This window comes from Amycolatopsis sp. w19 (assembly GCF_051373225.1).
Classification (GTDB): domain Bacteria; phylum Actinomycetota; class Actinomycetes; order Mycobacteriales; family Pseudonocardiaceae; genus Amycolatopsis; species Amycolatopsis japonica.
Genome location: NZ_JBPQFM010000012.1, coordinates 37,649 through 50,826, shown reverse-complemented (window position 1 = coordinate 50,826; position 13,178 = coordinate 37,649). Strand labels below are relative to the sequence as shown.

General features: G+C 67.4%; 11 protein-coding genes and 1 pseudogene. 5 read left to right on the top strand and 7 right to left on the bottom strand.

The window, feature by feature from the left end:
- Nucleotides 1–11 precede the first annotated feature (11 nt).
- Entirely contained in the window at nt 12–440 is a 429-nt protein-coding gene (locus ACSMFO_RS23060) for a hypothetical protein (RefSeq protein ID WP_436460471.1), read from the bottom strand.
- 49 nt (nt 441–489) lie between these two features.
- Here ACSMFO_RS23060 and ACSMFO_RS23055 point away from each other — a divergent pair, with 49 nt between their 5' ends.
- Nucleotides 490–1,446 carry an ArsR/SmtB family transcription factor gene (locus ACSMFO_RS23055; RefSeq protein WP_436460470.1) on the top strand — a complete coding sequence of 319 codons (957 nt, stop codon included), beginning with the start codon at nt 490–492 and terminating at the stop codon, nt 1,444–1,446.
- A gap of 4 nt (nt 1,447–1,450) precedes the next feature.
- On the opposite strand, the gene ACSMFO_RS23050 is transcribed toward ACSMFO_RS23055, so the two are convergent.
- Nucleotides 1,451–1,792, bottom strand: coding sequence for a hypothetical protein (locus ACSMFO_RS23050; RefSeq protein WP_436460469.1), 342 nt, complete (start codon nt 1,790–1,792; stop codon nt 1,451–1,453).
- A gap of 178 nt (nt 1,793–1,970) precedes the next feature.
- Between ACSMFO_RS23050 and ACSMFO_RS23045 the strand changes: the two genes are divergently transcribed.
- From ACSMFO_RS23045 to ACSMFO_RS23030, 4 genes are all read left to right on the top strand, one after another.
- Nucleotides 1,971–3,233: a DUF3100 domain-containing protein gene (locus ACSMFO_RS23045; protein ID WP_436460468.1), complete on the top strand. Its 1,263-nt coding sequence runs from the start codon at nt 1,971–1,973 to the stop codon at nt 3,231–3,233.
- A gap of 11 nt (nt 3,234–3,244) precedes the next feature.
- Nucleotides 3,245–4,183 (top strand): NAD-dependent epimerase/dehydratase family protein, encoded by a 939-nt coding sequence (locus ACSMFO_RS23040; protein ID WP_436460467.1) that lies wholly within the window; start codon nt 3,245–3,247, stop codon nt 4,181–4,183.
- A 329-nt stretch (nt 4,184–4,512) separates the two neighbouring features.
- Entirely contained in the window at nt 4,513–5,232 is a 720-nt protein-coding gene (locus ACSMFO_RS23035) for a S1 family peptidase (RefSeq protein ID WP_073848191.1), read from the top strand.
- A 1,004-nt stretch (nt 5,233–6,236) separates the two neighbouring features.
- Entirely contained in the window at nt 6,237–7,211 is a 975-nt protein-coding gene (locus tag ACSMFO_RS23030; RefSeq protein WP_436460466.1) for a hypothetical protein, read from the top strand.
- Nucleotides 7,212–7,302: 91 nt separating this feature from the next.
- Here ACSMFO_RS23030 and ACSMFO_RS23025 read toward each other — a convergent pair whose 3' ends face one another.
- The 5 genes and pseudogenes from ACSMFO_RS23025 to ACSMFO_RS23005 form a co-directional block, all read right to left on the bottom strand.
- Nucleotides 7,303–7,560 carry a hypothetical protein gene (locus ACSMFO_RS23025; protein WP_037341666.1) on the bottom strand — a complete coding sequence of 86 codons (258 nt, stop codon included), beginning with the start codon at nt 7,558–7,560 and terminating at the stop codon, nt 7,303–7,305.
- 20 nt (nt 7,561–7,580) lie between these two features.
- Nucleotides 7,581–8,471 carry an AurF N-oxygenase family protein gene (locus ACSMFO_RS23020; RefSeq protein ID WP_436460465.1) on the bottom strand — a complete coding sequence of 297 codons (891 nt, stop codon included), beginning with the start codon at nt 8,469–8,471 and terminating at the stop codon, nt 7,581–7,583.
- Nucleotides 8,468–9,349: a crotonase/enoyl-CoA hydratase family protein gene (locus ACSMFO_RS23015; RefSeq protein ID WP_436460464.1), complete on the bottom strand. Its 882-nt coding sequence runs from the start codon at nt 9,347–9,349 to the stop codon at nt 8,468–8,470. The genes ACSMFO_RS23020 and ACSMFO_RS23015 overlap by 4 nt, the downstream gene beginning before the upstream one ends.
- Complete coding sequence (locus ACSMFO_RS23010; protein WP_436460463.1) at nt 9,339–9,938, bottom strand: TetR/AcrR family transcriptional regulator; 600 nt, start codon at nt 9,936–9,938, stop codon at nt 9,339–9,341. Before ACSMFO_RS23010 ends, ACSMFO_RS23015 begins: the two co-directional genes overlap by 11 nt.
- A 61-nt stretch (nt 9,939–9,999) precedes the next feature.
- Nucleotides 10,000–13,152: pseudogene (locus ACSMFO_RS23005) on the bottom strand (hypothetical protein).
- Nucleotides 13,153–13,178 lie beyond the last annotated feature (26 nt).

The following is a 13,178-nucleotide window of genomic DNA, read 5'->3' as shown; positions in this document are numbered from 1 at the left end:
CCGGTTACGAATCAGCGGTTGTACTGCCATCCGCTCCGGTAGCAGGTGTCCCAACCCGCGTCGTCCACGCAGGTTACGACGCGGACCTTGGTCAGTTTGGTGCCCGAGTTGTACTTCAGGTTGCTCCAGTAGCTCGTGGTGCCGCATCCGCTCTCGTTCCAGCGGTACGGCGTCGGGTCGATGGTCCCCATGCCGAGGTCGGCCTCGAAGAACACGTAGACGGGGTTGCCGTCGCATTTCGTGTCCCGCACGGCCATGTTGATGCCCGTCATCCCGCTGAACGTCCAGGTCCAGTTGGCCGATCCGTAGACCTCGCTCCCGGATGCGGTGGCCGCGCCGGTCGCCGCCGAGGCGGTGCCTGTGAACGCCAGTGTCGCGGCCGACGCCACCGCGATCGCCGTGGCCGCCCGCCGCAGGTTCCTGCTCAGAATGCCCTTCATGTTCCCCTCCGATGTGATAAATGAATGACGACTCCATGGGGGAGGCGTCATGCTTCGTATTCATTTCACCGACCGTGACCTGGCCCGTGTCCGCGTCGCGGCCGCACCGGATCCGCTGTGGGAAACGGTTTTGGCCATGCAGAAGCTCACGCTCGACGGCGTTCCCGCCTTCGCGCGCTGGCGGCGGCGGGTGCGGGAAGGCCTGCGGGAGCGTGACGCCAGGGCCGCGGTGCGGTTCCTGCAGGCGATCGCGCCGCCTGCCCGGTACTTCCCGGACTTCCTCACCCCCGCCGAGGCCGCGTGCGGGTTGAAGGCGGGGCTGTCCGCGCTCCGTGGGACGCCGGCGGATCGGCTCGGGCGCGAAGTCGCGCTGATGGCGAAGCACCACCGCCTGCCCGGTTGGACGCAGGGGCTGGCGGCGGGGGCGAGCGCGGCGCTCGATCAGGTCGCCGGGGCGCTCCAGATCGCCCACGACACCCTGGTCGCTCCACAATGGACGAACGTGCGGACCCAGGTCGACACCGACCGGGCCTTGCGGTCACGGCTCGCCGGCGAAAGCGGAACCCTCGGCCTTCTCGAGTCGCTCCGGCCCGCTTTCCGTTGGGAGGCACCGGTCCTGACCGTGCGCTACCCCGTCGACCGCGACCTCCATCTCGACGGTCGCGGTATCCGGCTCGTCCCGTCCTACTTCTGCTGGGACACCCCCGTCGCCCTCGCCGACGACGACCTTCCACCGGTCCTCGTCTTCCCGGTGTCCCACGAGCACGAGCCCGCTCCCCTGCCGAAACACCTGGCCACCCTGCTCGGCCGGACCCGCGCCGCCGTCCTGTACGCGGTCGCGGGCTGCCCCACCAGCGGCGAACTCGCCGACCGGCTCGGCATTTCGGCGGCCGCGGTTTCGCGGCACACCACGGTGCTCCGCGAAGCCGGGCTCATCGCCAGCCGGCGCCACGGAGCCGTGGTGCTGCACAACCTCACGCCGATGGGTGCCGCGCTGCTGGGCTGACCCCTCAGCGCACGATCCGCCACAGCGAGCAACTGTCGTCCCCCGCGTCGTCCTCGCAGATCCGGAAGGACGTCACGTCCGGGATCGTGGCGTTGCCGCAGCCGACCTTCGAACCATTGCTGTCGCCGATGGTCAGCTTCGTCCCGTTCTTCTGGTTGTACTCGGCGTAGACGCCGTTGCCGTCCTGCTCCTCGTCGCACACCGCGGCGGCATCGCGGACGGTGTCGTACTGCGCGTAGTCCTTTCCCTGCCAGATGGTGTAGCCGGTCGCCGACTCCGCGGTCGAGGTCCCCAGTACCAGCGCCGAGATCATCGCGCCGCCGACGAGCATCATTTTCCGGATCATCGTTCCCCTCCCCTTGGCCCTTCACGGGCATGGGAACAGCTTGCCGCCCGCCTCGCCGGCCGGTCGAGACTCTTGCGCCAGGGCGGAAAACCGCAGACCGGGCAGGCCGTCCTGGCCAAGGAGCCACCGAGAGGCCATGATCATCGGACATGGTGGTTCCGGGAGGGGGACGACGGCCATGTCCAGACCATCGAACGCCGGGACGGCGGTCGCCATCGGGGTGACCGCGTTGTGCGCGCTGGTCACTGTGGGAACCGAGTACGCGGGCGCGCTGGAACTACGGATCGGCTCGTTCGCGCTCGTCCTGCTTCCGCTTTTCTTCGCCTTCGTGATCACGGTCTCCCTGAATCTGTCGCTGTCCTGGCGACGTCCGGAGGCGGCCGCACCGATCTGGTCTTGCGCCGGGCAACTCCTGCAACTGCTGACGGTGGTCTTCGTGGTGCGAGCCGGAGTCGTGCTCGGTACGGCGCTCCCCACGATCGTCGAGGCCGGACCGGCGATCCTCGTGCAGAGCCTCGGAAAGGCGGGGACGGCGCTGCTGGCTTTCCCTGCGGCCTTACTGCTCGGCTTCGGCCGCGCGAGTATCGGCGCCACGTTCTCCATCGGCCGCGAACCCAGCATCGCCCTGGTGACCGAGCGATACGGCATCTCCGGCCCGGAGGGTTCCGGCGTTCTCGCCACTTACATCAGCGGCACACTCTTCGGGTCCCTGTTCTTCTCGGCACTCGCGGGCATCGGCTCGGCGATTCCGCTGTTCAGTTCCACGGCGCTGGCGATGGCCTGCGGGGTCGGCAGCGGGGGCATGACGATCTCCTGCGCGGGTTCGCTCGCGCACGGTTCCCGCGACCTGCCCCAGGACGACATCGTCGCGCTGGCGACGGCCAGTGATGTGCTGACCTACATCACCACCGTGCTGCTGGGCGCTTTCATCGTCCTTCCGGTGCTGGAACGGCTGTACCGTTCCCCCACCGCCGTACGGAATCGGCTGGTCTCCGGGGACACCGCCGAGCCGGCGGCGACCGTCGTGCCCTCTCGGCTGGTGACCGGCTTGGCCGTGACCGTGCTCCTGCTCGTCACCGCGGGATGGCATGCGGCGCCGGGAATGCTCTTGCTGTTGGCCCTCGCCTTCGGAGTGCGGATGCTCGGTGACCGGACCGGCCGGTTCGTGCCGACCGTGCTGTGGGCGGCGCTCGTCGGTGCCGTGCTGACCGTTCCGGGACTGCCGTGGTCGGCGACCATGGTGCGCGTCCTGTCCGCCGTCGACCTGCTGACGCTGGCGACCGCCGTGCTCAGCTGCGTCGGGCTGTGCGTGACCGTCCGGCAGTTGAGGATCCTGCGGACCCTGAGCTGGCGCGCGGTCGTCGTGACGCTTCTCGTTTTCGCCGGTTCCTTCTTCACCTCGGCTTTGCTGGCCCAGGTCGTTCTCGGGTTCACCGGATGAAAGGAAGGCCTATGAAGGTACTGGTAACAGGCGGAAGCGGCTTCATCGGACAGCACGTCGTGCGCGAACTGCTGGCACGCGGGCACACCGTCACCGTGCTGGTCCGCCAGCCACCTACGAACCTTCCCGACTCGGTCGCAGTCCGACTGGGTGACCTCACCGACATGTCCGAGGAACGACTCGAGGCGATCGTCGCCGGTCATCAGGGCATCGTCGTCGCATCGGCCGCCGCCGTCGCCGCACCGCGCGGCGCCGACATCGCCGCGTTCTTCCACGATGCCAATGTCGCACCGGTCGCCAGGTTGCTCGCCGCCGGCTGCCGGGCGCAGACCGACCGCGCCGTCATCCTCGGCAGTTTCTACGCCAGCCTCCAGCGCGAACACCCGAAACTCCGGTTGGCCGAACGCAGTCCGTACATCTCGAGCAGAATCGACCAAGCCGAGCGCGCCCGCGCCGCCGTCACCGCGGAAACCTCGGTGGCGATTCTCGAACTTCCGTACGTGGCGGGCACGACTCCGGGCAGGCGATCACCTCTCGAACCCATGCTGCGCAGCATGGCCGTCAGTGATGCGGACATCCTCGCCTACCCCGGCACCACCGCGGTCGTCACCGTCACCCAGACCGCGCGAGCGGCAGTCGCCGCATTGGAACGTCGCGCGAACGGGAACTACCCGCTCGTCACGGCGAATCTCCCTTGGGCCGATCTCTTCACGCGTCTCGCGACCGCGAGCGGCCGCCCTCCGAAACGCGTCTGGAAACTGCATCGGATCGCCGTCGAACTGCTGCTCCGCTGGGCAGGGATACGCCAACGCCGTCAAGGATTCACTCTCGGTTTCGACCCGGCGCAATGGAGTGAACTGCACGCCACCGCCATGGTCCTCGACCCGGACATCGCCCGCGCCGAACTCGGCGTCGAGCCGGACGACCTCGATAAAGCACTTCGCACATAATCTTCGAGTGCACACCTTTCGAGAATGTCCCTGATCTTTCGGACAATTCGGAGAAACCATTCCAAAGCATGGATCAATGGCCATCCGAACTCTCTGATCCAGACCGTGAACATTCCGGGCTTTCCATCGCGAAAGCCCGCCAATGGCGGAAATGGGGAGGCAGGCCGGGGTTCCGCGCGCCTGGTTCCGGCCGGAACGATCCGCGACTTTCGTCTTACTACCTAGGAAGGTATTCCGGCTCTCCCGTCGTCGGAAACATTTGGGCGGCCGGCATCGCCCTTGTTCCTCCCCGACCACCAGGCGGCTCGGCCGCCCGAAGGTGAGCAACCATGCGGAAAATCGCTTCAATCGCTCTCGGGTTCCTGGCTGCGGCACTCGCGGTGTCCACGCCCGGGATCGCCCAAGCCCAAACGGATTCGGGTGTCCAGCCCTCGATCATCGGCGGGGGCACCGCCACGGAGACCTACAGTTTCATGGTCTCGCTCAACAACGGTTGCGGCGGCAGCCTCGTCGCGCCCCAATGGATCGTGACGGCCACCCACTGCGGCGGCGCGTCGCAGGGCCGGATCGGCTCGACGAACAAGTACTCCGGCGGCGAAGTCGGCAGGATCGACCGCCGCGTCAACAAGCCGGGTACCGACCTCACCCTCATGCACCTGTCCACGGCCGTCCGCGCCACTCCGGTCGCGATGGCCACGAGCAACCCCGCGCCGAACACCACCGCGCGTCTTCTCGGCTGGGGATGCACCAGCTGGCCGAGCTGCAGCACCCCGACCACACTGCGCCAGATCGACCTCCGGGTGCTTCCCAGCAGCTCCTGCTACGCCGGCGGTGGCGGCTCCGGTGACGTCTGCATCTCCGGTGACCGCGGGCATTCCGCCTGCCACGGCGATTCCGGCGGACCGGCGGTCGTCGGCACCACCGGACGCTGGACGCTGGTCGGGGAGACCCACGGCCCCGGCGACAACGGCGGCGAATGCGCCACCAGCACCCTCTACACCGGCATCGCCCAGCACCTGAGCTGGATCAGGCAGCAGACCGGCTCCTGATCACCGGGCACCGGCACGCCTCGTTCTCGAGGCGTGCCGGTTCTGCCCGCAGACAGCGGACCAGGGCACTACGTCGGACTTGAAGGTGTTACAGAGAAGGAAATACTCAACGCTTCACCCTCTACGATCGTTCACCGGGCCGATCCGCGGCCAACGTGACCGCAGGGATCGAATTTACTTCCGAATACTATTCAAGATAGCTCGCACCCGAGGCGCCCTGAAGCCTCGAAGTTCGCCGCGGCGAAGGCCTTGCCGAGACGGCATCACTCAGGCAGGATTCACGATCCGGACATGGGACGGCGCAATCCGGCACTGACCAGTATTCACGCCAAGCCAAGTCACCAGTGGGACCGGACACCCATGGGCAAAAAGTGGACAAAACCTGGTCAAAAGCATGACAACACACGACATCGTCGAGCCGGTCAGCGATCCTGACTGTTGCGATCTGTCTATCGACCTAGGCGAGTCGCCGAAGGGGCCCCGGTTGCAGCCGGCGGCCCCTTCAGCCTTGCAACCATGATCTGACGCTCCGTAGTCACTCTTCCGATCATGAACACTCTGCGCAAGACTCAAGCCGTCCACGTGGCAAGGCTGCAACCTTCGCCACATGTCTGTGGATGTACAGCCTAGGTCGATACAGAGAGGATTTCACAGAACAATGGCACCGGCACACAAGGATCGCCCCTGCACGCCCGATCCATTTCCTGGAGCTCCAGCACGCCATCTCCGCGAAGCAGTCGTCATCGTGATCCTGATCCAGGCCTTCACAGGATTCTTGATCACCCGTGGCTACACACTGGAAGTGGCTCTCGCCGCTTCAGGTGCTACTTGCTTGGCCGCAGGACAGCTCGGGCGAAGGCTCAGCAGGCTTCGCCCCGGGTGGGCAGTGTGAGCGCGGCCGCGCGGGGGCTGCTTTCGACGGTCCCTGAGTACAGCACGACAGGAGTCGACTCCCGTGCGGCCGCTCTCAGTTCGAAGATTTCCGCGTACGTGAAAATCCCGAAATGACGGTCAGCGTGGCCGATCTGAGCGGCGAGCTCAGATTGCTTCGCCGGGGCAGAGGCGTCGCCGCACCACAGCTCCGCGAACGCGCCGGGCCTGCCTTGCAAACCACATTCCGGATCTCCGAAGGCGACGATAACGCGGAGGTCAGACGCAAAATCACAGAAGGCCTGCTGACGCTAGCGAGGACGTTGCCGAACGACCTACGTCTCGCGGTGCTGGCCGCCCTCGCGATGCACGAAGAGGCTGGACATCCTTTCTATCAGGATCGAGTGAGGTGGCTGGCCCATACCTTGGATCGCGACGACCGCACCGCCCGCCGCCGCATCGATGAGGGGATGGACCAGCTTGCGGTCCTGGCCTTGGGCGGCGTTCGTTCCCCAGAGCCTGAACAGCCAGGCAGGCTCTGGCACACCGAGGAACTCCGGGTGATGGTCGCACTCGATCAACCGACACCCGAGACGTTTGAGTTTCGCCGAATCGTCGCCGACACCGACCACACTTCTGAGCTTGACCTCGCGTTGACGCTAGGCGCCCACGGGCGCGGTGGCCGCAGCAGTGGGAGTGATCTGAGGGTAGACGTGTTCTACGGTGGGGTGCTGACCGCCCGTGCCATGGAATCGAGCGAACGGGTCGGGCTCGGCCTACGTCTTCCTAGGCAGCTCTCTCGCGGCGAACGACATGAATTTGCTCTGCGGTTCCGCGCCCCCTTCAGGTACTCGCATTTCGTGTGCGTACCCCGGCATCCGGTCGACTTGTTCATCCTCCACCTCCGATTCGCCAGTCCTGCGCCGGTTCGCGTCTCGCGCCTTGAGCGTGTGTTCCAAGACGATGCCAGGGACACCGAGGTGATGGGTACGCAACTGACGCCGGACGCTTCCGGTGAGGTGCAGGCCGAGTTCCGGCATCTCACCCCGGGATTCGCTTACGGGATCCGGTGGAGTGCCACAAGCTCCACGGGAGCCCAGACCCACTAGCGGACCTCCTTGATCAGCAAGCCCGGGCCCGGCTCTGTTCGGGGTGGCGCGCTCCCACTGCGCCACCCACGTTCGATGAGCCAGCGGGATGTCAGCGCCGGGTGAGGACCCGCTTGCCCAGCCATCCGGCGTAGACGGCCAGCCCGGCGACGCCCGCCTTCCGCGTGGGGCGGGCCGCGATCGCCAGGCCGATGGCGAGTTCGGTGGCGCCGTTGCGGTAGGTCCAGTTGCGGACGTCGTCGGCGAAGGCCATCTTCGTCACGGGTTCGAAAGCGGCCGGAGCGGCGAAGTGGGCGAGCCCGGTCGCGGCGATGCCGAGGCCGAGGAGCTTGCCGGTGCGTGCGGACATGGAGTTGCCTTCCTTTTCGTTCAGTCGAGGACGCCGGCGCGGCGCCAGAGCCGTCGGCTCGGGCCGCCGATGAGGCCGATCTCGGTGAAGTAGTCGACGGCCTTGGCCGCCCACGCCGCCTTGGTCCGGCGCCAGTGCGGGTTCGAGGTGGCGACCTGGCGGGCCTCGCGCGGGTCGAGGCCGACGGAGGTGTATGCCTTGGGGTGCAACAACTCCGACGTCGCCACGTAGGCCATCCCGGCGATCGCCCAGCGGATCAGTTCACGGCCGACGCGACCGTGACGGGCCCAGGCCCGGCCCAGTTCGTCCTTGGCGAAGCTGATGTGGCGTGCCTCTTCGATGACGTGGATGCGGGAGATCATCCGGATCATCGGCTGCAGGCTGTCGTCGCGCATCATCTCGCGTTGCATGCCGTCGGCGAGTTCTTCGACGTAGATGGCGCCGGCGAACAGCAGCGCCGGACCGCAGACCGCGCCGAACACCTTGCCCGCGCGGTGCGCCGTGCGGCTCGGACGCCGGACGACACCGCCGCTCTTCTCGATCGAGCGGGCGAACATGGTGCTGTGACGGCATTCGTCGGCGATCTCGGTGAGCGCGTACTGCGCGTTATGGGTGGTCGGGTCGCTGTTGTAGACGTGACGCACGAGGCCCTGCATGAGGATCAGCTCGAACCAGATGCCCGACGCGGCGGCGGCCGCCGCCTCCTGACGGCTCAGTTCGGCGCGCTGCCCATCGTCGAGCCGGTCCCACAATGCGGTGCCGTACAAGGAACAGCGTTCCGGCGTCTTGCCGTACGCGCCGTCGACCAAGGGTGCCAGCCAGTCGACATCGACGTCCGGGTCGTAGGAGAGCCGCGCGGAGGAGCGCTGCAGACGCTCGGCGACCCGTTCGCTTTCGGTGTTCGCGGTCATGACGACCTCCTTGGATCCGTGTGCTCCGGCAGCGGTCCGCCGCCGTCCGGGATGACCTGTCCGGAATCCCGGTAGGCCACCGCCTCGTGGAAACCATCGCGTTCGGCGAACTCGCGGAACCAGCGTCCTTCCGGGCTGTGCCGGGTGATGCCGTCGAAAAGCGTCGCGAGTGTCTGAGTGCCCGAAAGGCCCATGTTGTCGTAGGCCTGGTTGATCATCAGCTTCTGCATCACCAGCTGGTTCGTCGGCACGCCTGCCACCCGGTCGGCCAGTTCCTCGACGGCGGCTTCGAGCTTTTCGGGTTCCAGCGCCTCGAGCGCGAGTCCCCATTCCGCCGCGGTGGCACCGTCGATGGTGTCGCCGGTGAGCAGCATCCGCTTCGCGCGCTGGGCACCGGCGCGGTAGACCCACATCGCGGTCGTCGGGCAGCCCCAGACCCGCGCGGGCGGATAGCCGAGACGCGCGTCGGCCGCCATGATCAGCACGTCGCACGAGAGCGCGATGTCGCTGCCGCCGGCGATCGCGTGCCCTTGCACCTGGCAGATGGTGGGTTTCAGCGACCGCCACAGGCTGAAGAAGTCGTCGGTGTTGCGCTTCATCACCCGGTAGTCCTTGATCGGATCCCAGACCGGGCCCTGGTTCCAGCGGCCTTCGGCGTCGCCCTCGGCGAACTGTTTGAGGTCGTAGCCGGCGCAGAACGACCGGCCTTCGCCGCGCACCACGATCACCCGGACGGCGTCGTCCTCGTTCGCCAGCTCCACGGCCTGCCGGATCTCGCCGGGCATGACGTCGTTGATCGCGTTGAGCCGCTCGGGGCGGTTCAGGGTCAGGTAGGCCTTCTGGTCTTGGACGCGGTACGTGAGCGTCTCAAACGCCATCGGAGCCCCCCAGCGCGCGAAGGGTGAAGGTGACCAGGTGCGGGATGGTGTCCGGTCCGCTCTCGCCGGCCAACGGGCCGACCAGCGTCTCCGCGCCCGCGCCGACCAGTGCCGCGGCGGTCGCTTCCGCGTCCTGCGAAGGCAGCAACCCCCGCTTCACGCCGTCGGCGATGTTCCTGGCGATGACCTCGCGGAACGCGCGACGGAAGACCAGGCGCTCGGCCTCCACCACGGCGTCGACCGGCTCGGCGAGCAACGCGTACGCCAGCCTCGGCGCCTTCAACGCCCGCCCGGCGAAGGTCTCGATCACGGCGACCACCCGCTCGCGGACGTCGCCTTGGGACGCGGCGGCCTCGACGGCGTCGACCTCCCGCGAGACCACTTCGCGGAAGACCTCGACGACGAGGTCGGCCTTGGACGGGAACTGCCGGTACACGCTGCCGGTGCCCACCCCCGCCTGAGTGGCGACCGCGGCCATGGAGCAGCCCGCGTAGCCGGTCTCGGCCAGGAGCGCGATGGCCGCGGCCAGGATCTCGCCTCGCTGCGAGTCCAGTCTGGCCTGCGTCTTCGGAGTCCGTCGGTACGGCATGGCAAGAAGTGAAGCACGGATTCCGCACTTCAGCAACGGGCGATTCCGCCGGTTGCGGCACTCAGCTGCGGTTGATGGTGAACGTGCTCGTCGTGTTCCGGATGTCTTCGGCGTTGTCGCTCAGGGTGAGCCCCGAGAACGTCGCCGAGCCGACGGCCGGGCCCTGACCCGGTTCCGGCAGCTCGTTGACCCAGATCCCGATCCCGGACTTCGCGTCGAACTCGTCACCGCTGCGGTGCGCTCCGGTGATCGACACGTTCGTCAGCACCGTGTCCTCGACCGGGTTCTCCGGACGGCTTCCGGAGTACTTGGTCTGGAACATGATGCCGCTGTACGTCGGACTCTGGATGTCCACATCGGACACCCGGATGCCCCGGAACTCCTTGGAGGCAGAGAACATCCATATCGCGGGGAACGTCTGCTGTCCCCAGAAATGTCCGCCGGCGCGGACCAGTGAGACGTTCTGGACGGTCGTCGGCTGTGGACCGAAGCCGAGGAACGGATAGCCGAAGTCGAGCGAGCTGATCGTGATCCCCGAGTACGTCAACGTGTCCGCGATGTAGAGGTTCCGGAAGGTATTGCTGTACCCGCCGTACACCGCCAGCCCGGCCGCGCGCCACGGAAGCAGCACGGTCAGATTCTCGAACACGTTGTCGTACTGGTTGCCCGCGTTGAGGTCCGTGGCGGCGAACAGCGCGAAACTGTCGTCACCGGTGGAGCGTGCCTCGTTGTCGGTGACCCGGTTTCCCGTGCTGCCGTTGGTGAAGTTGACGCCGTCGGCGAACATGTCGCGGATCCGCGAGTTCTTCACCGTCGTGTTGTCCACATTGGTCGCCCACAGCAGGCACATCCGGTGCTCCACCCAGACGTCGTCGATGGTCATGTTCGTGACGTTCGTGAAGTTGAAGACCTTGCCGGGCCCGTCGATCCGGGACGTGTAGTTCCCGAACACGGCGAACCCGCCGAACGTCGAACCGCTCGCGCTCGCCTGCGCGTCGAACCCGATGTCGGTGTTCTCCTGCCCGGCGGGCGCGGTGAACCTCGTGAACCACGGCCCGGCGCCCAGCACCGTGATCGGCTTGCCGTACACGGTGACCTTGTTCGTCATCGGATACTGCCCCGGCGGCAGGAAGACGCCGGTGAGGTTCGGATCCTGGCGCACCTTGTCCAGCGCGGCCTGCACATCCTGCTGAGTGAACCCGGCCGGGACGGCGTAGCGCGCCGGGTCGGGGTTCGCGGCCGCCGTGGCCAGCTCGAAGTTCACGAAGTCGATCGCGTAGTTCAAGCCGTTCCCGGCGTCCTTCTGCAGCTTGATCTTGTGCCCGGCGGGAACGGTCGTGCCGAGCAGCATGCCGGCCTCGTCGTAGATGTGCCGCGCGGGACCGGCTCCCGGCGAGTTCTGCGGAGAGGCTTCAGGGCCGTAAAGCCACGCGTGGCGCGAAGTCAGGTCGATGGCCTTCAGGAACGTGCCGTCGACGTAGACGTTCAGCGTCGAGTTCTGCCCGCCGCCACCCGCGGCGTCCGGCATCGAGATCGCCGATCTTCCGGTTCGGACCGATCACGGACGCGCCGCCCGCGACCACGCCGTCTTCGGCTTCGTACATGTCATAGGGCATGTTCGCGCCACGGCCGACGAACAACGCCTGCGTGCTCGTGTTGTTGCCCTGTTTCGCGGGCAACTCATTGGCGTCGTTCGCGACGACGGTCTTGACCGTGTACCGGCCGTTCCCGGCGGTCCAGGTGCCGACGTTCACCGGCGGCGCGGTGGCCCCGGCGGCGATCGCGCCGGAGTACGAGCCGCTGTAGGAGTTGTTGGCCTCGTCCTGCTCGACGACGGCGTTGGCCTCGTCGACCTTCGCGGTGACCTGGTTACTGCCCGCTTCCCGGGTGCCGATGTCCGCCGAGACCGTCGCCGACGCGCCCGCGGCGAGTACGCCGACCGGTGCCGTGCCGACCTTCGCCGTGCCCAGGTAGAGGTTCACGTTCGTCGCACCCGACGCCGCGGTCCCGGCGTTGCGGACGGTCGCCGACACCGTGATCGCGTCGGTCTCCACCGGATTCGCCGGCGACCACGAAACACCCGAAACCGTGAGGTCGGGATTCGGGGCTGGGACACCGAAAACCTGGAACTCCGCGGCCTGCCCGCCGGGAGCACCGGAGTTGGCGGTGATCCGCAGCCGGACGTCGGCGGCGCGGCCACTCACCGGGATCGTCACGGTATTGCCGCTCGACGGGGTGAAGGTGTACGTCTGCGCGGGCACCAGCGTGGTGAACGCGGCCGCCCCCTGGTCACGCCCTTCGACCGCGATCGTCTGCGTGCGCTGGGCCCACGCGGGATCCGGGTTGAGCTTGACCACGACACGGTCGAGGTCGGCGTTGGATCCCAGCGCCACGGTCAGCAGGTTCGGATAGGCCGCCCCCTCCCAATAGGTGGTCACGGAGTCGTCATTGGCGTTGGCCGCGACGTAGGAATGCTGCACCGAAGACGCCGTGATCGGCTTGCCCAGCGCGAGATTCGTGCCGGCGCGCGTTCCCGTCCTGGTCACCGTGCCGCTGCTCGGCGACTGGTTGCCCGCCGCGTCGCGGGCCCGCACGGAATACGCGACGGTCGCGCTTTCCGGCTGGTCGTCGGTGTAGGTCAGGACGTCACCGCCGACACTGCCTCGCAGCTGCCCGTTGGCGTACACGTCGTAGCCCGCGACGCCCGTGTTGTCGGTCGAGGCCGACCACGTGAGCCGGATCTTGCCGTTCGACGGTTCGGTGTAGGCGAGGTTCCCGGGCGCGGACGGCGGCTGCGTGTCCCCGCCCGCCGGTCCGTGCAGTTCGAACTCCGAGAGCTGGGCCGCCGGCCAGCCGGTGTTGGCGGTGATGTTCAGCCGTACGAACCGGGTGTTCCCGGTGATGTCGAGGGTGACGGTGTTGCCCGTCGCCGGGTCGAACCGGTAGCCCGCCGACGGGACGAGATCGCTGAAGCTCGCGCCGTTCCCGCTTCCCTGCACCGAGAACGTCTGAGTGCGGGCTTCCCAGCCGGAGGGCAGTTTGAGCACGAGCCGGGCGATGTTCGTGGCCGCGCCGAGGTCGGCCTGGATCCAATGCGGGAACTGGTTGTTCGTGCTTTCCCAGTAGGTGGCCTGGTTCCCGTCGCCGACGTTCGAGACGGCGTAGCCGGGCAGCTGACTGCTGGCCGTGTACGTCGCGTCGGCGGCCGCGGCAGGAGTCGCGAAAGCCGTCGGGGCTTCG